This is a genomic window from Sporomusa sp. KB1, assembly GCF_007830295.1.
GTDB lineage: Bacteria > Bacillota > Negativicutes > Sporomusales > Sporomusaceae > Sporomusa.
Genome location: NZ_VLKC01000002.1, coordinates 1,135,231 through 1,154,262 on the forward strand (window position 1 = coordinate 1,135,231; position 19,032 = coordinate 1,154,262).

Below are 19,032 nucleotides of genomic sequence, written 5' to 3' on the forward strand. Positions count from 1 at the left end.
GTCCCCCCCTCTGGCTATGTAAAAGACTTGGCATGAAGCCAAGTCTTTTAGTTTCTGGTAATATTGTATCACGCCCTCAGGCTGGCTTCAACTACTCACCATTTCCCAGCTGGCTGGAAACCCGATATGCCAGGTATTAAACGCGATTTCAGCAATGTTGGCAAATACTAATGTTCCAGCATATGTACGGCGCAAGTAAAGCACGGATCAAATGACCGTATCACTCGTCCGGCTTCGATAAGGTTAGTACCATCAGCCACTGGCGTGCCGATGAGTGCCTGCTCAACTGGGCCACGAATACCCTGGTTGTCGCGTGGTGAAAAGCTCCAAGTCGTCGGCGTTACAACTTGGTAATGAGTCACCTTATTATGCCGGTATTCCATCCAATGCCCCAGTGACCCCCGCATAGCATCTGTCAAACCTACGCCTGCCCCTGCTTCAGGTGGCGTAAACTGCTGACAACTGGGCGTATCAGGCACAATCTCGTTAAGCCAGCCTTGGGCAAGCCGGCATATTTTGAGTGTCTCCTTAGCCCTGGCTACCAAGCGATCCATAACCGACACTCCTCGCCGATAATCGCCGTTAATAAACCCTCTGGCCAGTGGCCCCCCCTCAACCGGCAACGCTTGATAGCGCGGCGCTTTGATCCAGGAATACGCATCAGGCTTGTCCCTGTTTGGGATGGTGCGGCCTTCTGGCACAGTTCGCCGCTCTTGTTCGTCTTTATACCAGCTATAACGGATTTCCTCAGCAATATGATTGACATCCAGTTGTTCGAGCCGGCCTTGGTTTACTATGAGGCCGGGCTTAAACGCCCGCTCGCCAGTTACCGGAGCGGGAAACATGCCGAAGGACATAAAGTTGCCATAACCGGTCCCAATGCTATAGTAGTCTTTATAATAGTCGGCAATAACCATAACATCGTTGATAAAAAAATTTTCCACCCATTCTGTTAGTTCCTGCAATATGCTGCTGTATGCCATTAACCGTTCTACTGAGGCCTGCTCGGTAACCCCGGTGGGCATAATGGTTTGCTGCATCGGTGCCTTAGCCCCAAATACAGCCATGGCCTCATGGGCCCGCATAGACTGTAATACCGCTTCTTTGGCATGCTGCAAAAGTTCAGCATTTACCTTGGGCGGCAGACGAAAGTCGGCTTGCGGCCGGGGTATGTACGGCGGCATATCTGGCCCTTTTACATAGTCATATAATACCAAGATATAAAAATGACGCAGATGATTCTGAATGATGTCAGCCGCAAATATAAGGTTGGTTAGCTGCTGACCAGTAGGCGTGGGAACAACGCCGAATGCCTGTTGCTGTGCCATACTGGCGACAACAGCGTGAGCACCGGAGCAAATTCCGCAAATACGTTGGGTGAATAGCGCCGCATCCCGCGGGTCACGGCCTGTCAACATGTTTTCAAACCCTCTGAATAAGTGCGCTCCCAGCCACGCATCTACGATTTGGCCATTTTGTACCTCGACATCAGCTCGTAGCGGCTCATGAATACGGGTTACGGGGAAAATTGTCTGCATAGCCATGGCGGACTACCTCCTGTGTTTTTGCCCTGGACGAAAGAAGTCAACGACTTTCTGCCGCAAAGTTCTGGGTAGTTTACGTTTAACCTCACTCCGTTGCAGGCTTTTGCTTTCACTAATGAGCGCGTTTTGTTGCCGAATTAGATCATCAAGCTCTTGCTTAAGTTGCTCTATATTTTCTGGTGGGTCAGATTCATGGGGTTTAGTGCCATCAAGCCAGTGCTTGCCTATTCGCTTGGCGACAACACCGGTAATAAGGTGGGCACCGACAGCCGCTACTCCCAGGCCAGCTGCTGCAGCGCCAAATTTCTTAACATTGAGTGCTCCCAGGGGTGTTTGCACATCAGGCAGATGATTATAAAAGGGCATGGAACTATCGGGAAAACCTGGGTTGGCGCAGCCGATGCAAGGTGCTCCCGCTCTAACCGGCCAGTTGACATAGTGATTCCATTGCCGTCTCGGACAGTCAGCATGCGTAATCGGCCCTTTGCAGCCCACCTTATATAAGCAGCCACTTTCGCCAGGGAAAGAGGCAAAAATTCCGTCTTCGAATTGCTGGCGGCGCTGGCACAAGTCGTGAATGGTCTGTCCAAAAAACAGCTTCGGCCGGTTATAGCTGTCCAGTTCAGGTAAGCCGTACATAATAAGATGACTGAAAGTGCCTGTCATCCAGTCTGCGTTTGCAGGACAGCCCGGGACATTGATAACTGGCTGTTTGATTACTTCCCATACTCCCTTTGCCCCTCCCGGATTGGGATAAGCCGCTGCTGGGCCGCCAAAACAAGCACAGGTTCCGACAGCTATAATATGTTTGGCCTTAGGCGCTATTTCCTGCAGGGCCGCTATGCCGGTAACCATCTGATTACCACGCATAAAAACATGATTATACCGGCCATTATCGGCTGTCATAACTGCGCCTTCGATTACCAGCCAGAACTTACCCGCATCTTTTTCCACTGTATCCAGCATCATCTGTACGGCCTCTGAACCTTGAGCCGCGTTGAGCAGCCAGTTATAACGCATATCTACCATATCGGTAAGCACTTGATGAAAGGTTGGATTAACAGCATTATCAAGAGAAATGGAATTGCCGGTGCAAGATCCAAGTTCCAGCCAAATTACAGGCGGTTTGGTTAGCTTACCCTCAGCAAATGCATGGCGCATAAGAGGCACTATCTGATCGGTTAGACTGGCGGTCAACACCGTAGCGGTACATAATTTGAGAAATTCTCGCCTGGTAAGCATTGACTTCCTCCTTGGCAGACAATTCTTTACTGCACTTATACATTCAGCATGTTAAAGATCTACAGAGGAGTTGTATACACCCCCTGTAAATTTCTTTAATGCGGAATATATCGCAACGTTAATTTTCCCACATCTGGTTTATCTATGTAGAAAAAGGGATATGCCTATGCGGCACATCCCTTAATTGGCGATTTTGCTATATTCTTTCATATGGCCTTTAGCCCAAAGATTAACCATGGTTTCATAAGTGGCGTAATCCATACCAAGCGATTTCTCAATCGCTTTATTAACCTTTTCACCAGCTTTAAGGTAACCCAATACTTGACTAAGTTTCGCCTCACCATGAACTTCGGCAATATAGCGAACTGCTGCCAGCGATTGGCGATAAGCCAGCGCTTGATTGGACAACCCGTCGAAATCACCGTCAAGTTCGTTCATAGAATATAACTTTCCTGCTAAACGATTATTCGCAGTCACCCATTCATAGTTATTAACCTTATATTCAACATATTGGGCTAAACCCTCAGTAAACCAGCGGGTATAGTTGCCTCTGGCCAAATGATCCAGAACCAGGTGGGTATATTCGTGCGCCAGCGGCCCGGTAGTAATAAACTCCTCGACCGACTGACTATTTTTAAGCCATGCCTTAGGTGACAAAATCTGAATAACCCCGCCCCAATAAAAACCCATGGCATTTGATTCTCCGGCCCAACCGAAAGCCGTTTTCATAGCTTGACGGTCAGGATAGATCAGAATAAGCGCTTTGCCTTTAGGAGCATACTTGAGCGTTGCCGTCACCGGCTCATAAGCCGCTTCCGCCGCCGTTGCCACCATGGCAACCATGTCGGCATCACTTTCCGTATAGCGAATAACAAAATGCGGCGTTTCCTGGGCCAGCATGTCTTTGGTCTGATAATTAATTTTAAGAGCAACTGCCTGCCGTGCCAGAGGATACAGCCACAGTTGCGGATGAATTGGTACCATACTGACAAACAGACCAGCCAAAACCAGGCCAACAACTGCCGGCACACCGCCGGGAATCATTTGCATAAATGTACGCATGATTTTCTGTCCTCCTTTTTGAGCAAGTAAAGGACATTATATCATGCGTACAAGTTTACTTCTACAGGTTTTTTATGTAAATAAGAATCTTGTTTTTACTTCTCTTTCTGGCTAATTGGTGGAACACTACCCACTATTGCTATGCCGGCGCTTGTTCCCAGACGGGTAGCTCCGGCAGCGATAAGTTGCTTAGCCTGTTCCAGGGTACGAATCCCACCTGAGGCCTTAATTCCGATTTTGTCACCAATAACCTGTTTGAGCAAGTGAATATCTTCTACTGTGGCACCGCCCGGGCCAAACCCTGTTGAGGTTTTGACAAACTGAGCCCCTGCTTCCATCACAGCCTGACAAGCACGACATTTTTCGTCATCGGTTAACAAACCGGTCTCAATAATGACCTTGACTACAGCACCGTCAGCGACTTCGACCACCTGTTTTATGTCATCTGTTACGGCTTCCCATAACCCCGCCTTGGCTGCACCGATATGTATAACCATATCCAGTTCATTGGCCTTGCGCAGTACTGCCTCTTTGGCCTCTGCTGCCTTAGCGCTGGTGAAGGTAGCCCCCAGCGGAAATCCAATAACAGTGGCCGTTTTCACACCTGTACCGGCCAGACAATGGGCCGCCAAATCCACATAGATAGGGTTTACGCACACAGCAGCAAACTTATACTGCTCTGCTTCCTCACATAATTTGATAATGTCCTCTACTGTAGCTCCTGGCTTAAGCAAAGTATGATCAATATAACTTGCCAAATTCATATTCATAACCTACCTTAAAATTAAATAGCGAAAAGACTGCCTAAATCCGGCAATCTTTTCGTAAATCTGTTCTTTTATTGGGCGGCTAACTTACTGCAGCAGCTGCGCTCTGGCACTTGGGGCAAACACCATAAAAGTAAAACTGTTGACCTTGGATAGTATAATTAGTTGTAGCTGAAACCTGATCAATAAATCCGGCAGAGTCTATTCCGAATAGGTCATCCACCCGTCCACAACTCATACAACGGATATGTGGGTGATTGCTTGTATTGGCGTCATAGCGAAAACTATCTTCGCCAACATTAAGTACCTGTACCAGTTCCAAGGTTTTTAAAATCTCGATTGTTTTGTACACAGTTGCCAAACTCATTGTAGGATACACTGGCTGAAGCTCATTGTAAATCATTTCCGCACTGGGATGAGCTTTGGTAGCAACTAAAACACTATAAATCGCCAGCCTCTGCGGCGTAACTTTGAACCCCTTATCCCGCAATAAGGATGTAACACAAATTTCCACAAAATTCCCCTACCCTTACTACAAATTACCACTGGAAAATAGTTATTGAATAGTTCTTTTTTTATTTTACATCGTAATAATTAAGGCGTCAAGAAATTTTTATGAAAATAATTTTTATACACTAAAAAGGGTAGAATCTTGCATAAAAATACAAAATTCTACCCTTATATATTCCCTGCTTCTACTCAGAATTTTGCAGAATACTACTGCCCTTGACTAAACTTGGATTGAACTTGCGCAATGTCCTGGGGACTGGCATTTTTAACGTTGTAATAGCCTTTTTGCTGCATTAAATCATAAATTTGTTTTTCTTGATTATGGACATCACCAAGAATGGTCAAATAATCCCGGCGGAGAGTATCACTAGAGGACTCCAGGGCAAATGTATTAACAGCGGAGGCTGTAAGCTTTGCTTCATTAAGAGCAATCTGCAATAGCTCGCGTTCAGAAAGACTAACACCTTGACCACTCATACCGCTTTGTGTGGTTTGTTGCTGGCCCATTTGTGCCATAGTATCACCTCAATTTATTGTAAATTTTGGCCTGCGTTTAAATGTTTGCTCATAGTTTGCAAATGTTGCTGACTCTTCTGAGAAGCTTGTTGGAAAAGCTGTTTAGTCTGAGTATCCTGTACACTGCTGGCAAAATAGTTCATTGTTTTAGTACAGTTTTGTTCCATACTCAGAAAATCTTCAAGATGCATCAATTCTTTGGATGATAGCACACATATCCCCCCTTTGCGGTTTATCTGCTAACTAAGTTGCTCTATCACTCCCGCCGGGAGTTAAGAGCAACTTAGTCCCGGGATAAGTTCGACTAAACTCTAGCTGGGGTTAACCCCTCACTAAAGCTAAGGCTAACTTTATCACCCATAGAATGTGCACAAATTCCAGTTATTATTCCAGTTTTGGATATTTTATTAACTTTGCTTATGACACTCCACGCAATTGCGGCCTTGCTGTTTCGCGCGATAAAGCGCCTGATCGGCAGCATCAATCAACTCTGTTTTTGGTTCGGCCCAGTTGCTGCAACTTTCAAAAGTGGCTACCCCTAAACTGATGGTAATAGTAATTATTGCATCATCAACCTCAAAGCTCGTATTCTTAATATAATTCCGAAAGCTCTCAGCTAATCCTATTGCTTCTTCCAGGCAGGTTTCTGGCAAGACCACCGCAAATTCCTCGCCACCATACCGTGCAAGCATATCAGTTGGGCGAAAACCTTCTTTAATTAAAACTCCCATTCGCTGCAAGATAACGTCGCCAGCCAAATGCCCCCACGTGTCATTGACTTTCTTGAAAAAGTCGATATCCAGCATAATCAGGCTTAACGGCCGATGATAATTTAGGGTACGACTAATCTCACGCTCTAGCACCACTTCAAGCTGACGGCGATTGGCCAGCCGAGTCAGAGGGTCAGTCAGAGCCATAGCTTGGAAATGATCATACAGATAAGCCCGTTCAAGGCCGATGGCAGTCTGACTGGCAATGGTACTAAGCACAAGATCTTTACTTGGTGGAATCTCTTGCATCGGATCATTCCAACCCAGCACAATCAACCCCTGCAGCTTGCCACTTGCCAGGAGCGGCAAAATATTAAGACGCCGCGACAAGAGTACCGACATAGTAATAAGTCCCCGTTGCGTCTCCTCATAGGCAGTACCGTCATCCATATTACTAAGCCCACTCCACGGCCACGTCATTTTACCGTCAGAAAATACATGCTGCAAATGATCAATCTCCCGTTGTTCAAAACCAGTGGCAAACACCGGCTCGGTATGAATGCCATCATCCCGATAGTGCATGATAAAAGCCACGGCCACATCGGCGGCAAACAAATTATAGAGTTTGTCGGTTACTCGGGTCAAAATAGTGGCCGGAGATTTCTGAATAGCCAACTCTTTGACAATATCATAAAGTAGACTGAGTTCCGCAAAACTTTCCACCGTGGTCGCATACGCCCTGGCATTCTTAATGGCTTCACCGGCATGATGGGAAAAAACACTCAAAAATTGGGCATCATGCTGAGAAAAATCCTTTTCTTTACGGGAAAAAATCTCCAGCACACCAATAACATTGCCATTATGCCTGATTGGTGCACCCACCATCGACTTTAGCCCAGCCAGGCTGACAGCCTCGATAATCCATTCTGGATACTGACTAATATAATCAACAACAAGCGGTTTTTTCTCGGTAAATACTTTGCCCATAAAGCTTCTTTCAGGGTTGATTTTATCTGGTGGTTTAAAGCTGCTAATATAAGCCATTATTTTTAGCGTTTTATCTTCTGCTAGTGCTAAATAGACATGGTCGCATTGAAACACTGTCCCAGTAGCAGACACAACCTGCTGGAGCATCCCCTCCAAATCATGCTTGCTGGCTAATGTAGCACCTAGCTGGATGAAGGCTTGCTGCAGAATGCGTTCACTGTCTTTGGTTTCTTTATACAAAGTCATATTCTTGGCGACCATAGACCTGAGTGAACGGTTAAGACGCGCAATACGCATATAGGGACGCACAATAGAGGTCTGTAGCAAAGATCGCAGCACACAATAATAGCCCATGATTTTGTACATATGTCCAAGAAAGTTGAAACTGTCATAAGCATTATCATATAAGGTAAACGCCATCCCGGAAGCCAAGCTGCATACCAGACTGACCCGCAGCAAAAATACAGCCTGCTGCGACGGATTACGGTGGCCATACATATAGATAGCCAGAATATTAAGCAGCATAGTCGTATATTCCAAAGCAAGCTTCGCCAAGGTTTGCCCTTGCTTCGGTATAAACATAGGAATCAGGGAATGCTCAAATAGTACTACCAACACTATGCAGGCAGTAGTCATGGTAATTGTCACTGTCAGAAGGTACAACCGGTGAAATACAGGGTTTTTACTGTGGCGCGGAATATAGGCAGCAGCCAGCAATCCCACACCAGCCAACATTCTGCTGATAATCCAAAATAACGAGGCCTTATTTTCGCTATTTAAGGTGATAAAATCAGGCATTCCTTTATAAGACAGTAAATGAGCAAGGTCCAGCAAGCCTACAGCCAAAAAAATCATAGCAATTAGCAGATCACGACTGTTTTTGGTTTGTGGCCAACCATACCACACTACAATAAATACACTTATCCCGATTGCTATACAAATTATTTCACTAATTGAATGGATGATAAGATAGAGCTCATTATCATAAACAATATAAAAAAACTTAGGCAACCAGGATACTATTCCTAAGATACCGATCAGTACTGACGTAAGGGCAAATAATTGTAGGTTAGCTTTAATAGAATTAATTAACGACGACACTTTTATCCCGTCCCTCCAACAAGGCAACTATTACCAACCATGTTACTAACATAATATGCCGCAATAAACAACAGTGTTCCTTATGTCAATATCAGACTAAAGTCCTAGATAACTAAGCGAAATACATATTTCTTTTCTAATTTTATTTATGTATAATAATGGTAGTCATAATAAGGAGGACTACCTTATGCTTATTAATGAAATAAAAGCCGGTATGGTACTGGCACGCGATATAATTGATGATAATGGAACTTTGCTGCTAGAAAAGGGCATTGCCCTTACTGAATACTATATTACCCGGCTTACGCAGTTGGGAGTAACCAATATTCCTATTTTTGATCCTTATGCAGCTGAGCTAAAAAAGCCCAATGTAATTGCCCCGGAAGTCCGCGAAGAACTTACTCTGTGCTTCCGTTCGCTATTTTGTAAAAAAGCTCAGGATATACTGGATTCCAGCCTGCGAACCATGTATTTGAAACAAATTCGACAAACGGTTGGCAAGGTTATTAATGAGACTGAACGAAATCTGGGACAGATTGTCAATGTGCAAGTACGCCAGCCTAATGAAACTGAAACCGACCATGCCATCAATGTATGCCTTATGTCAATAGCCACCGGTCTTTATATTAAGCTGCCGCGCCCAGTCATTATGGATTTGGCGTTGGGAGCACTTTTTCATGATCTGGGTAAAGTAGTTATGCCTGCTATTGATGGTTCGGTAGTCGACCCAGGACGCTTGCATCCTGTTTATGGTCAGCAACTTCTCATCAAAAACAAGGTTGGGGGCATCATATCCCGTATTGCGGCTGAACATCATGAGCGTTATGATGGCCAAGGCTATCCTTCTGGTTTGGCTGGAAAAGAAATTCATCCATTGTCACGGTTAGTGACAATTGCTAATTACTTTGATAACACTCTGGCTGCTGCCGCTAAAACCGGCGAGTCACGCAGCACTATTATGATAAATATGCTGGCAAATGCCAATGCCCTGTTTGATATGTATCTGTTACGGGCCTTTTTCCATACTACGCCTCTTTATCCGGTTGGCTGTCTGGTCAGACTAAATACCAATCAAAAAGCTTACGTCATAAAAAACAAAGTACGCTTTGCACCTACCCCAACAGTACAGATTGCCGAGCGGAACACCCGGGCAAACAGTCAGGGTCAAATTATCGATTTGGCCACAAGACCCCAACTCACTATTGTTGATGTAATTGCCGAATAAATAACGAACGTCACGCAAAAGCAGCGTGACGTTCGTTATTTAGCCCATTTCCTCGAGTCAAACCGCCACCACAAAATGGCACCTCGAATCAGAAAATCACCTGCCGTAATGTACCAGGCAGCCGTAATGTCATAACCCCAAACACAAATAAACAAATACACTAATGGCAGACGTATCAGCCACACTCCCATGGTCGTAACATACATCGGCCACCGTGTATCCCCTGCCCCTCTCAAAGCTCCCCCTAACACAAAACAGATAGCCAGTGTCGGCTGCTCCAGTACGGCAATCATCACACACAGTGTGCCCCAATGGGTAACCTGTGGATCATCAATAAACAAAGTAGTCAGTTCCCTGGCAAAAATAAATATAATTACCCCGGCAGCAGTCATACTCAACCAGGCAATTTTATTTGTTAGCCAGGCAAATTGTATGGCCCGGTGGGGCATACCTTTGCCTAAATACTGACCAACCAGAGTCATGGATGCCACTGAAAATCCAAAACCCGGCAAAAATGACATCGACTCAATCTGCGTGGCAATCTGGTGAGCGGCAAATTGCATTGAGCCCACACCGGCCAACATAAACGTAAACACCATCCGGCCACTTTGCATTGCCAGCTGTTCTAAAGCGGCCGGTACACTAATGTCCATAATGCGAGCAATTACCTTGCTGCGAACTACCAGCACATGCCGCCAGGATAGCTGCACCTTTTGCTGACGATTAAGAACAAGCAAGACCACTAAGGCGCCTGTCAATTGCGCTACGCCCATGCCCCAGGCAGCACCATAAGGACCCATAGCCGGTAAACCGTGTCCAAAAACAAGTGCATAGGCAATACCAATTGCTGAAATATTGCTAACCAGCGTGATATAAAAAGCGGTCTGTGTTTTTCCCATCCCCCGCAAGGCGGCAGTCCCAATAGACATAATTAAGAACAAAGGCGTAAACATAAATGCAATTTTAACCAGCGAGCCAGCCAGTCCGATCACCTCTGGCTCAGCCGCTGTCAAGTTTAGCACAAACTCGGCTGCAAACCAGCCGATGGCAGCTACCCCTGTCCCCAAAACCGCCCCCAGGAGAATAGCCTGCCCAATAATATTCCTGGCTTCCTGCCAGTTACCGGCCCCTGTTTCCCGGGCTACAATTGCGGCAGCACCTGTACCGGCGGCAGCAAACACCATTGCTGTGGAAAATTGCAGCATTGTCGCCAAACCGACCGCAGCTAAGGGCACCGCGCCAAGCCGGCCTACCATGGCTGTCAGCAGCACACCAACAGCCATGATCCCAGCACCTTCCAAAATCACCGGCCAGACCAATTTTATAATTTGCCGCCGCATATAGTCTCCAATTGAAACAATCACTATCGCATCGTCCCCTTAGTCCCTGCAAAGAAATTAAACTAGCTATTCTATCAATTTTTACTATTTCTTCACCCCGGAAAAATAGTCCTTTTTCTGCAGCAACTAGTGTCATTATATTGTGCTTGCAGTGAAAACTGCTTATAATAAATAATACTAAACTAAATAAAGCTGGTGAACAAATGCTAATTACCGATATCCCCGCGATTATTGCGCGTGAGCTAACCGTAAAACCCCATCAGGTAACCGCTACCATAAACCTATTAGACGACAGCAATACCGTCCCGTTCATTGCCCGTTACCGCAAAGAAGCCACCGGTGAGCTTAACGAAGAACATATCCGTACCATTGAAGAACGTACTCAATATCTCCGCAATCTTATCAAGCGACAGGAAGAAATTCTTGCCAGCATTGAATCGCAGGACAAATTAACCCCTGAACTAACCCAGGCTATTCAGTCAGCCACCAAACTGCAAGAACTGGAAGATCTGTATCTGCCCTACAGGCCCAAAAAACGGACCCGGGCGCAAATTGCCCGGGAAAAGGGCCTCGAACCGTTGGCAACACTAATTCTGGCTCAACAACAAACTACCGGCAATGTCCTGGACATAGCGGCTGAGTACATCAATGAAGAGCATGAAATTACTACTGCCGAGCTAGCGCTAAGCGGTGCCCAGGATATCATTGCTGAAACAGTCAGTGAGCGAGCCGATATCCGCGCCCTGCTCCGCAAAGAGCTGTGGCAAAAGGCCGAAATCGCTACCCAGCTTGTTGTCGAAGAAACAGAAGCCAAGGAGTTCCTGACCTACAAGGACTACCACGAACCAATCAATCGCATGCCGTCCCACCGGATCTTAGCAGTCAACCGCGGCGAGACTAAAGGCACCCTTAAAGTAACCCTCGCCACCGACCAGGAAGCTAATATCCGGCTAATTGGCAACAAGCTGCTTAGCGGCAACTCCATTTTCAGCCAGGTTATTACTGATGCCCTTACTGATGGCTACAAACGCTTGCTATTTCCGACACTGGAACGGGAACTCCGTACCCTCTTAACTGAAAACGCTGAAAAGCAGGCCATCCGCGTATTTGGCCTCAATCTGCGTCCCTTACTACTGCAAGCGCCACTAGCAGGCCATACGGTAATGGGTCTTGACCCTGGCTACCGTACCGGCTGCAAACTGGCAGTGGTCAGCCCGACTGGCGCTGTGCTGGCAACCAGCACACTTTACCTCACCATGAGTCAACACCAGCGCCAGGAAGCCGCGGCCAAAGTACTGGATCTTATCCACACACATGGAGTTACGCTGATTTCCATTGGCAACGGCACCGCCTCCTATGAAACTGAGGAATTTGCCGCCAACCTGATCAGCACTCACAATCTGAACGTCCACTACATTATTGCCAATGAAGCCGGGGCGTCAGTATACTCGGCCTCAAAACTGGCCAAAGAAGAACTGCCTGATCTGGATGTAACTATCCGCGGCGCAGTCTCCATTGCCCGCCGTATCCAAGATCCGCTGGCCGAACTGGTCAAAATCGATCCCAAATCTATTGGTGTTGGCCAATATCAGCATGATGTAAACCAGAAAGAACTTGGCGGTACTTTAACCAATGTAGTAGAATCCTGCGTTAACCATGTCGGCGTTGAGCTTAATACTGCCTCCCCGGCGCTTCTTACCTATGTCGCCGGTATCAATGCCAGTGTCGCCAAAAACATTGTTGCCTACCGCACCGAGAACGGCCAATTCAAAAGTCGTAAAGAACTGTTAAAGGTCGCCCGGCTAGGTAAAGCGGCTTTTACCCAATGTGCTGGTTTTTTACGTATTGCCCAGGCTGGTAACCCGCTGGATAACACCCCGGTTCACCCGGAATCCTATGAACTGGCCGCAGCCATCTTAAGTAAACTCGGCTTTACATTAAAGGATTTATTAGACAAAAATAGGTTGGCCGCCTTGCAGCAGGCAGCACCGGACGCTGATGTTGCCTGCCTGGCAGCCGAATTGAATGCCGGTGAGCCGACAGTCCGGGACATCCTGGCCGCCTTAGCCAAACCAGGGCGTGACCCGCGCGAGGATGTGCCACCACCCCAAACCCGAAAAAACATTGTCAAGCTCTCTGATATTACTCCTGGTACGCTGATCAAAGGTACTGTTCACAATGTGACCGATTTTGGCGTATTTGTTGATATCGGTATCAAGATTAATGGTCTAATCCACCGTTCAGAACTGAGCCACAAGTTTTTTCGCCATCCCACCGAGGTTGTCTCTGTGGGCGATATCATCGACGTAGTAGTCATTAATGTTGACGAAGAACGTAAGCGTATTGGTCTTAGCCTCAAACAAGTCCCTAAAAAGTAAAAAAATCCCTGTATCCGACAAAGATACAGGGATTTTTCGATAATTACCCCCGCAAAACAGTAAATGGCTCACTACGGTAGACCTTTTCTTCAATGGCTGCCTTAAGCTCATCACCGGTAGTTCTTAGCAGATAAATTTGCCCGGTAAGTCCGCTAACCAGCGTTTCCTCTTGAATTTCGCCCAAGTTTATGGCTGTACTTAGCAAACTAGCCGTAATACCGGCGTGAGCAGCAGCCACACCGGCCATTAAATCACTCACTACCATTTTATCCACTATACCAACAATGGCCTTCCCGATTTCCATTACTTCAAGACAGGCGCTGGCTGTTTCAATTGGCACTTCGGCAGCCTGCTTAAGGCCCTTTTGCACCGCCAGATTTCGCACCTTTTTTGTTTCAGGAGTTATTGCTGATAAATCAGTAGCCGCTAGTAATCCCTGAAGCGCTAACGCATCCCGGTCAATTAATATCGTAAGTTCAATATGAAGTCTGGTCAGATCAGCTTGTTTAGCGCTTAAAATCTCGTTATCCTCCACATGCTGGGGACTTTTTAAGGAATAATTTACGGCCATCTCTAATAATGCTGCCGCCATGAGTCCGTATAAGGCTGCCGTACTGCCTCCGCCTGGCGGTACTACATCAGAAGCCAATTTGGCGGCAAAATCATTGATACTTAATGAACTTAACATATCTATCGCGTCCCTTCGGTTTTAGCTTGTCAATATATTTCTACTTTTTACTCAACACTAACGATAAATTGATAATGCGGCTGCCCACCAAAATACACTTGTACTTCTATGCCTTTCAGCTCTTTACCAAGCTCTTCCGCTAATCTCTGAGCCTCTGTCGCGGCAAGCTCACCCCCGTAATACAGGCTAACCACACTGCTATCGGCCCCCACCAAATATAAGGCAAGTTGCTTTAAGGCACTGGCTATATTATCAGCCCACACGACTACACTGCCGTCAATCACTCCAATATAGGAGCCTTCCGGCACATTTTTACCGCCCACAGCCGAGTCACGCACAGACATGGTCAGGCTCCCTGATCTCACAGCTTCCCGGGCCTCAGTCATTCGCCGGATATTAGCCTCAAGCGGGCTGCCAGGATCAAAGGCAAGGGCAGCAGCAAATCCTTGCGGAATAGTAGTTGTTGGTACAATAGCCACCCGTTCACCCAATAATTTTTTGGCCTGCACCGCTGCCAGAACAATGTTTTTGTTGTTTGGCAAAATGATGTATTGTTCAGCCAGTCCATTGTGCACAGCTGTAATAAATTCTTCCACAGGCGGATTCATGGTCTGCCCGCCTGCGATAATAATATTGGCTCCAAGCTGCCGCATGATAGCACTCATGCCTTCGCCCGCAACCACGCTGATTATTGCTAACTTATCCCTATCTTGAGCCGGGGCTGCCGGCACCGCTGACAAAACCTCCCCCAGCTCAATGGTTTGGCGATGTTGATCTGCCATATTATCAATTTTGATATCATGGAGTGTCCCCCAGGCAATGGCTGATTCCAATACTGCTCCCGGGTGAGCGGTATGCATATGCACCTTTAGAATATCTTCACCTGGTGCAAGCACCAAAGATTCGCCCATTTGCTCTAACTGGCGCTTCACCTCCACTAGGCTCGCAGCAAACCGTTTAACAATAAACTCAGTGCAATAAGGGTGAGCAATAGTAATATCAGCAGTAATACCCGGCACAGTCAACGTACGTCCAAAATCAGCCTCAGGCCCGCTAAACCTTCCTTCCAGGCCCTCCAGGCAGCCAGTCAAAAAAACAATTAGTCCTTGACCGCCAGCATCTACCACGCCAGCTGCCTTCAGCGCCGGCAGCAATTCCGGAGTCCTTTTCAACTCTTCCCCGCCGGCATTAATTGCCGCTGTCAGGATATCCGAAAAGGTCGCATGATCCCGAACTGCTCGATAGGTGCCTTTGGCAATTCCTTTGGCAACAGTCAAGATAGTGCCTTCTACCGGCCTGGCAACAGCACGATAGGCATACAGCACCCCATATTGAAAGGCTTTGCCGACTTCAACAGAAGTGGCAGTATCTTTTCCTGACAGTCCTCTAGCAATACCACGCAGCAATTGTGACAAAATAACACCAGAATTACCTCTGGCTCCCATAATAGCACTGTCAGCCCCCCGGCGAGCCAAAGAACCAATCCCCTCATCAGGGGCTTCTGTCACGGCTTTGGCTACTGCCCCCAGCGTAAGCAGCATATTGGTTCCGGTATCGCCATCAGGAACAGGAAAGACATTCAGACCATTAATATATTCGTGTTTACGCATAAATGCACTATAAGCCCCGGCAATCATCCGGCGAAAATCTTTACCGTCAATTACCTCGCCCCTTGGCTGCATACTAGTATCCCCTTCCACAGTTCTTATACCTTGCTTTGAAAAATCAGTCCAATAACCCCGGGGCCCAAATGGGCACCCAATACTGACCCCAGTGCCGATCTAGATACAGGGATATCAGGATAGCGCTGGCGAATAGATGTCAGTATTTCTTCTACCACAGCCGGCTCATCCTCATATACTACGCCGATATATGCCAAACTATCCTCTTGAGAAAGTTCCTCCAGCATACGGGATATGGCGCGTGACTGGGTACGCACCTTATCAAGCACCTGCACCTTTGCTTCCCGTAACATAAGAATTGGCTTAATTCGCAATATAGAGCCAACCAAAGCCGCCGCTCCGCCAATGCGCCCACCCTTACGCAAATATTCCAGTGAGTCAACAATAAATAATGTACGAGTGGCAGCTGCCATGCGTTGTAGATATTCGGCGATTACTCCAGCTGACTCACCGGCTGCTGCCATCGCCAGCGCCGCCTCTGCCATTTTTACAGCGCCAATAGCACCTGTACAAGAGTCAATAACATAGATTTCCCGGCCTTTAAAATCTTTATTAGCTACCGCTCTGGCCCCATTAACAGTACCGCTTAAACCGCCCGCAAGACAAATCATAATAACCGGATGACCTTCAGCTGCTGGCGCAAAAGCTTGAACAAATTCACCCGGCGCGGGTTGTGAAGTTTGGGGATGTACCCCTTTTTCATTAACCAGCCGGAACAATTCTGCAGTAGTTAACTCCGGTTCGTTCCACTCGTCCTTACCGAGAATAATCTTTAACGGCACAACATGGAGATTGGTATGAGCTATCAGCATTTCTTCCGGGACATTGGCCGTACTGTCAATCACTATATGTATATCAATAACGTACACAACCCTTCTCCTACTCCTTTAACCTATATCTTACCAAATAATCCAGCGCAAATACACAAAAATATCGCTATGCCTTTTAGACCAAAATTTCAGCAAATTCCTAAATCTTACCGCAACTGACAGGAAGTCGGATAGTAAGCGGCGAAACTAACTATACTTATACTATTTATGAAGGAGGAAGAGAGCAGTAGCTATGAACAAACAACTCCTCTTTGCATTAGACATCGGAACCCGCAGCGTTGTCGGCCTTGTCGGCGAAATGGAAAATGGCCTAATAAAACTAGTAGCATCAGACCGGGAAGAGCATCATACCCGTGCCATGCTTGACGGTCAAATTCACGATGTTCAGGAAGTAGCAGAAGTACTAGCTTCTGTTAAAACGCGGCTGGAAGCCACTACTGGTGCACTAACCAAGGTAGCCGTAGCTGCTGCCGGGCGCGCTCTGTGCACGCTTAAAATCTCAGCAACCCTTGACACAGCTTCACACGGAGCTCTTACCATAGAGGATGAGCGCTCACTGGAGCTCGCTGCCATTCAAGCAGCCCAAGCTGAGCTGGCTACTTCAGGCGCTGTCCCTCAGCCGTCTGACTATTACTGTGTCGGTTATAGTGTCGTTAGCTTCAGCTTAGATGGTACCCGCATAAAAAGTCTGATAGGCCAGCGTGGTAAACAGTCTGCTATTGAAGCCATTGCTACCTTTTTGCCGCGACAGGTTATCGACTCTCTGCAGTCAGCCATTCAAACTGTAGGACTAGAAATGTCCACCCTCACACTGGAACCGATAGCCGCTATTAATGTACTTATTCCCACTACCATGCGCCATCTTAATCTGGTGCTTATTGATGTCGGTGCCGGTACCTCTGATGTTGCCATTACCCGTGACGGCTCTGTCATCGCCTATGGCATGGTACCTTTCGCCGGTGATGAAATCACTGAAGCTATATCACAGCAGTTCCTGCTTGATTTTAATGTTGCGGAAACAGTCAAACGCCAATCAGGTGGTAAAAATAAAAAAATTTCTTTTACCGATGTATTAGGTATATCGCAAAAGGTTTCCGCTAAAGACATTATTGCAGCCATGACTTCCAAGGTAGGAGAACTTGCACAGGCTCTTGCCGCTGAAATACTTGCACTCAATAATGAACGCCCGCAAGCAGTATTATTGGTTGGTGGCGGCGCGCTCACACCACTATTGCCTGAAGCCTTAGCACAAGCGCTTGATATTCCAACTGCTAAGATAGCCATTCGCTGTCCCGATTCGATTGAAGGTATTATCGGCATACCGGCAACCCTCTGCACCCCGGATTCAGTAACACCACTAGGAATTTTGAAGCTGGCTGGTGGACGCATGCTTAACTTTATTAATATTACGCTGAATGAACGGACAATCCGCTTATTTAATTTAAGCCGGTTAACAGTAGCCGATGCTTTGCTTGCTGCCGGTATTGACATCCGGGCATTACGTGGCCGCCCCGGCATGGGCTTGACCATTTCTGTCAATGGCGAAACCCGGTTTATTGCCGGTAGTCATGGTAATCCTGGCGAAATTCTGAAGAACGGTCAGCCCGCCAAGTTGAACGATGCGCTGCATGACCAAGATACGCTTGTGGTAAACCTCGGTACTAATGGAACAACACCAGCACCACTCCTGAAAGATATCGCAGTTGTGCCTGAGTCATTAACCGTTACCATTGACGGCAAGAAGTATCTGCTAGAGCAGCCAATAACAATAAACGGAACTCCCGCCACCCCAAACACTATACTATGTGACCGTGACCAGATTTGCATTAATCCTAAGCTTACACTCAAGCAGGCTCTACAACAACTAGCGCTTGAGCCCGTCCCTGCCGAATATGTCTATCAGGTTAACGGATCTGAGCGCTTGTATACAATCTGGCCCAAGTATACCATTAATAACGTCCTGGCAGGCCCTGATACGCTGCTAGTTTCTGGCAATGCCATTGAAATACTTAAGCTCTCACCGCCAACATTGGCCGATGTCCTGGGAATAACCAACCAGGATAGTAGCAACAACATTAAGGTTTTATTTAACGGTACGCCTTGCACTATCCCTATTCACCGTTACACTGTGCTGGTAGATGGACACCCGGCAGATATCAGCCTGCCTGCCATTTCCGGCAGCGCTATTGATTTTACTTCCTCAGACCTCCAGCCACTTATCAGTGACGTACTTCTTGCTGCCGATTTTGATCCCCTTAGCCTGCCAGTTACCGCCAGCGTAAATGTGCTCTTAAACGGCCTGCCCACAGAATTTACCGCCATCGTCAAAAACGGTGATAATGTAACCATCCAAATAATTGAAAAATAACAAGAATTGTGTAGCTCGTGCTGCCACTCTCCTTCGTATTGTCCTGGATTTGAACAAAAGGTAGAAAAATAGAAAAATTGCC

Annotated in this window: 15 protein-coding genes; 3 read left to right on the forward strand and 12 right to left on the reverse strand. The window is 46.9% G+C overall.

Features of this window, described 5'->3' with window-relative positions; translation table 11 throughout:
• Nucleotides 1-167: 167 nt before the first annotated feature.
• The 8 genes from SALPA_RS09065 to SALPA_RS09100 all read right to left on the reverse strand — a co-directional run bounded on the left by SALPA_RS09065 (nucleotide 168) and on the right by SALPA_RS09100 (nucleotide 8,439).
• Nucleotides 168-1,544: a nickel-dependent hydrogenase large subunit gene (locus tag SALPA_RS09065; protein WP_145092586.1), complete on the reverse strand. Its 1,377-nt coding sequence runs from the start codon at nucleotides 1,542-1,544 to the stop codon at nucleotides 168-170.
• A 6-nt stretch (nucleotides 1,545-1,550) separates the two neighbouring features.
• Nucleotides 1,551-2,786, reverse strand: a complete 1,236-nt coding sequence (locus SALPA_RS09070; protein ID WP_145092588.1) for a hydrogenase small subunit — start codon at nucleotides 2,784-2,786, stop codon at nucleotides 1,551-1,553.
• A gap of 180 nt (nucleotides 2,787-2,966) precedes the next feature.
• Nucleotides 2,967-3,848 carry a collagenase gene (locus tag SALPA_RS09075; RefSeq protein ID WP_255451084.1) on the reverse strand — a complete coding sequence of 294 codons (882 nt, stop codon included), beginning with the start codon at nucleotides 3,846-3,848 and terminating at the stop codon, nucleotides 2,967-2,969.
• A 95-nt stretch (nucleotides 3,849-3,943) separates the two neighbouring features.
• A complete protein-coding gene (gene deoC, locus SALPA_RS09080) occupies nucleotides 3,944-4,612 on the reverse strand; it encodes a deoxyribose-phosphate aldolase (RefSeq protein ID WP_186450992.1) in 669 nt (222 codons plus the stop codon).
• Nucleotides 4,613-4,697: 85 nt separating this feature from the next.
• On the reverse strand, nucleotides 4,698-5,129 hold the full coding sequence (locus tag SALPA_RS09085) for a Fur family transcriptional regulator (RefSeq protein WP_145092592.1): 432 nt from the start codon (nucleotides 5,127-5,129) through the stop codon (nucleotides 4,698-4,700).
• A gap of 203 nt (nucleotides 5,130-5,332) precedes the next feature.
• Nucleotides 5,333-5,641, reverse strand: a complete 309-nt coding sequence (locus tag SALPA_RS09090; RefSeq protein WP_145092595.1) for a spore coat protein — start codon at nucleotides 5,639-5,641, stop codon at nucleotides 5,333-5,335.
• A 14-nt stretch (nucleotides 5,642-5,655) separates the two neighbouring features.
• A complete protein-coding gene (locus SALPA_RS09095) occupies nucleotides 5,656-5,853 on the reverse strand; it encodes a ferritin-like domain-containing protein (protein ID WP_145092598.1) in 198 nt (65 codons plus the stop codon).
• Nucleotides 5,854-6,048: 195 nt separating this feature from the next.
• Entirely contained in the window at nucleotides 6,049-8,439 is a 2,391-nt protein-coding gene (locus SALPA_RS09100; RefSeq protein ID WP_186450993.1) for an MASE3 domain-containing protein, read from the reverse strand.
• Nucleotides 8,440-8,626: 187 nt separating this feature from the next.
• On the opposite strand from SALPA_RS09100, the gene SALPA_RS09105 reads away from it, so the two are divergent.
• Nucleotides 8,627-9,664, forward strand: a complete 1,038-nt coding sequence (locus SALPA_RS09105; protein WP_186450994.1) for an HD-GYP domain-containing protein — start codon at nucleotides 8,627-8,629, stop codon at nucleotides 9,662-9,664.
• Between the two features lie 35 nt (nucleotides 9,665-9,699).
• Here the strand turns inward: SALPA_RS09105 and SALPA_RS09110 are convergent, their stop codons facing one another.
• Nucleotides 9,700-11,028, reverse strand: coding sequence for an MATE family efflux transporter (locus tag SALPA_RS09110; protein ID WP_255451087.1), 1,329 nt, complete (start codon nucleotides 11,026-11,028; stop codon nucleotides 9,700-9,702).
• Nucleotides 11,029-11,207: 179 nt separating this feature from the next.
• Here SALPA_RS09110 and SALPA_RS09115 point away from each other — a divergent pair, with 179 nt between their 5' ends.
• On the forward strand, nucleotides 11,208-13,382 hold the full coding sequence (locus SALPA_RS09115) for a Tex family protein (RefSeq protein WP_145092606.1): 2,175 nt from the start codon (nucleotides 11,208-11,210) through the stop codon (nucleotides 13,380-13,382).
• A 43-nt stretch (nucleotides 13,383-13,425) separates the two neighbouring features.
• Here SALPA_RS09115 and SALPA_RS09120 read toward each other — a convergent pair whose 3' ends face one another.
• The 3 genes from SALPA_RS09120 to SALPA_RS09130 are packed head-to-tail and all read right to left on the reverse strand — an operon-like array spanning nucleotide 13,426 to nucleotide 16,621.
• Nucleotides 13,426-14,070: a cyclodeaminase/cyclohydrolase family protein gene (locus SALPA_RS09120; protein WP_145092609.1), complete on the reverse strand. Its 645-nt coding sequence runs from the start codon at nucleotides 14,068-14,070 to the stop codon at nucleotides 13,426-13,428.
• Between the two features lie 47 nt (nucleotides 14,071-14,117).
• Nucleotides 14,118-15,752, reverse strand: coding sequence for a DAK2 domain-containing protein (locus SALPA_RS09125; RefSeq protein WP_145092612.1), 1,635 nt, complete (start codon nucleotides 15,750-15,752; stop codon nucleotides 14,118-14,120).
• Nucleotides 15,753-15,775: 23 nt separating this feature from the next.
• The gene (locus SALPA_RS09130) at nucleotides 15,776-16,621 is read right to left on the reverse strand and encodes a DegV family protein (RefSeq protein ID WP_255451089.1); all 846 of its coding nucleotides are present in this window, start codon (nucleotides 16,619-16,621) and stop codon (nucleotides 15,776-15,778) included.
• 193 nt (nucleotides 16,622-16,814) lie between these two features.
• On the opposite strand from SALPA_RS09130, the gene SALPA_RS09135 reads away from it, so the two are divergent.
• Nucleotides 16,815-18,950, forward strand: coding sequence for a cell division protein FtsA (locus tag SALPA_RS09135; RefSeq protein ID WP_145092615.1), 2,136 nt, complete (start codon nucleotides 16,815-16,817; stop codon nucleotides 18,948-18,950).
• Nucleotides 18,951-19,032: the final 82 nt, after the last annotated feature.

What these genes read in the sequence shown, in the direction of transcription:
- SALPA_RS09065 (WP_145092586.1), bottom strand. Translation starts at nt 1,544, where the DNA reads ATGGCTATGCAGACAATTTTCCCCGTAACCCGTATTCATGAGCCGCTA.
- SALPA_RS09070 (WP_145092588.1), bottom strand. Translation starts at nt 2,786, where the DNA reads ATGCTTACCAGGCGAGAATTTCTCAAATTATGTACCGCTACGGTGTTG.
- SALPA_RS09075 (WP_255451084.1), bottom strand. Translation starts at nt 3,848, where the DNA reads ATGCGTACATTTATGCAAATGATTCCCGGCGGTGTGCCGGCAGTTGTT.
- deoC (WP_186450992.1), bottom strand. Translation starts at nt 4,612, where the DNA reads ATGAATTTGGCAAGTTATATTGATCATACTTTGCTTAAGCCAGGAGCT.
- SALPA_RS09090 (WP_145092595.1), bottom strand. Translation starts at nt 5,641, where the DNA reads ATGGCACAAATGGGCCAGCAACAAACCACACAAAGCGGTATGAGTGGT.
- SALPA_RS09105 (WP_186450994.1), top strand. Translation starts at nt 8,627, where the DNA reads ATGCTTATTAATGAAATAAAAGCCGGTATGGTACTGGCACGCGATATA.
- SALPA_RS09115 (WP_145092606.1), top strand. Translation starts at nt 11,208, where the DNA reads ATGCTAATTACCGATATCCCCGCGATTATTGCGCGTGAGCTAACCGTA.
- SALPA_RS09120 (WP_145092609.1), bottom strand. Translation starts at nt 14,070, where the DNA reads ATGTTAAGTTCATTAAGTATCAATGATTTTGCCGCCAAATTGGCTTCT.
- SALPA_RS09125 (WP_145092612.1), bottom strand. Translation starts at nt 15,752, where the DNA reads ATGCAGCCAAGGGGCGAGGTAATTGACGGTAAAGATTTTCGCCGGATG.
- SALPA_RS09135 (WP_145092615.1), top strand. Translation starts at nt 16,815, where the DNA reads ATGAACAAACAACTCCTCTTTGCATTAGACATCGGAACCCGCAGCGTT.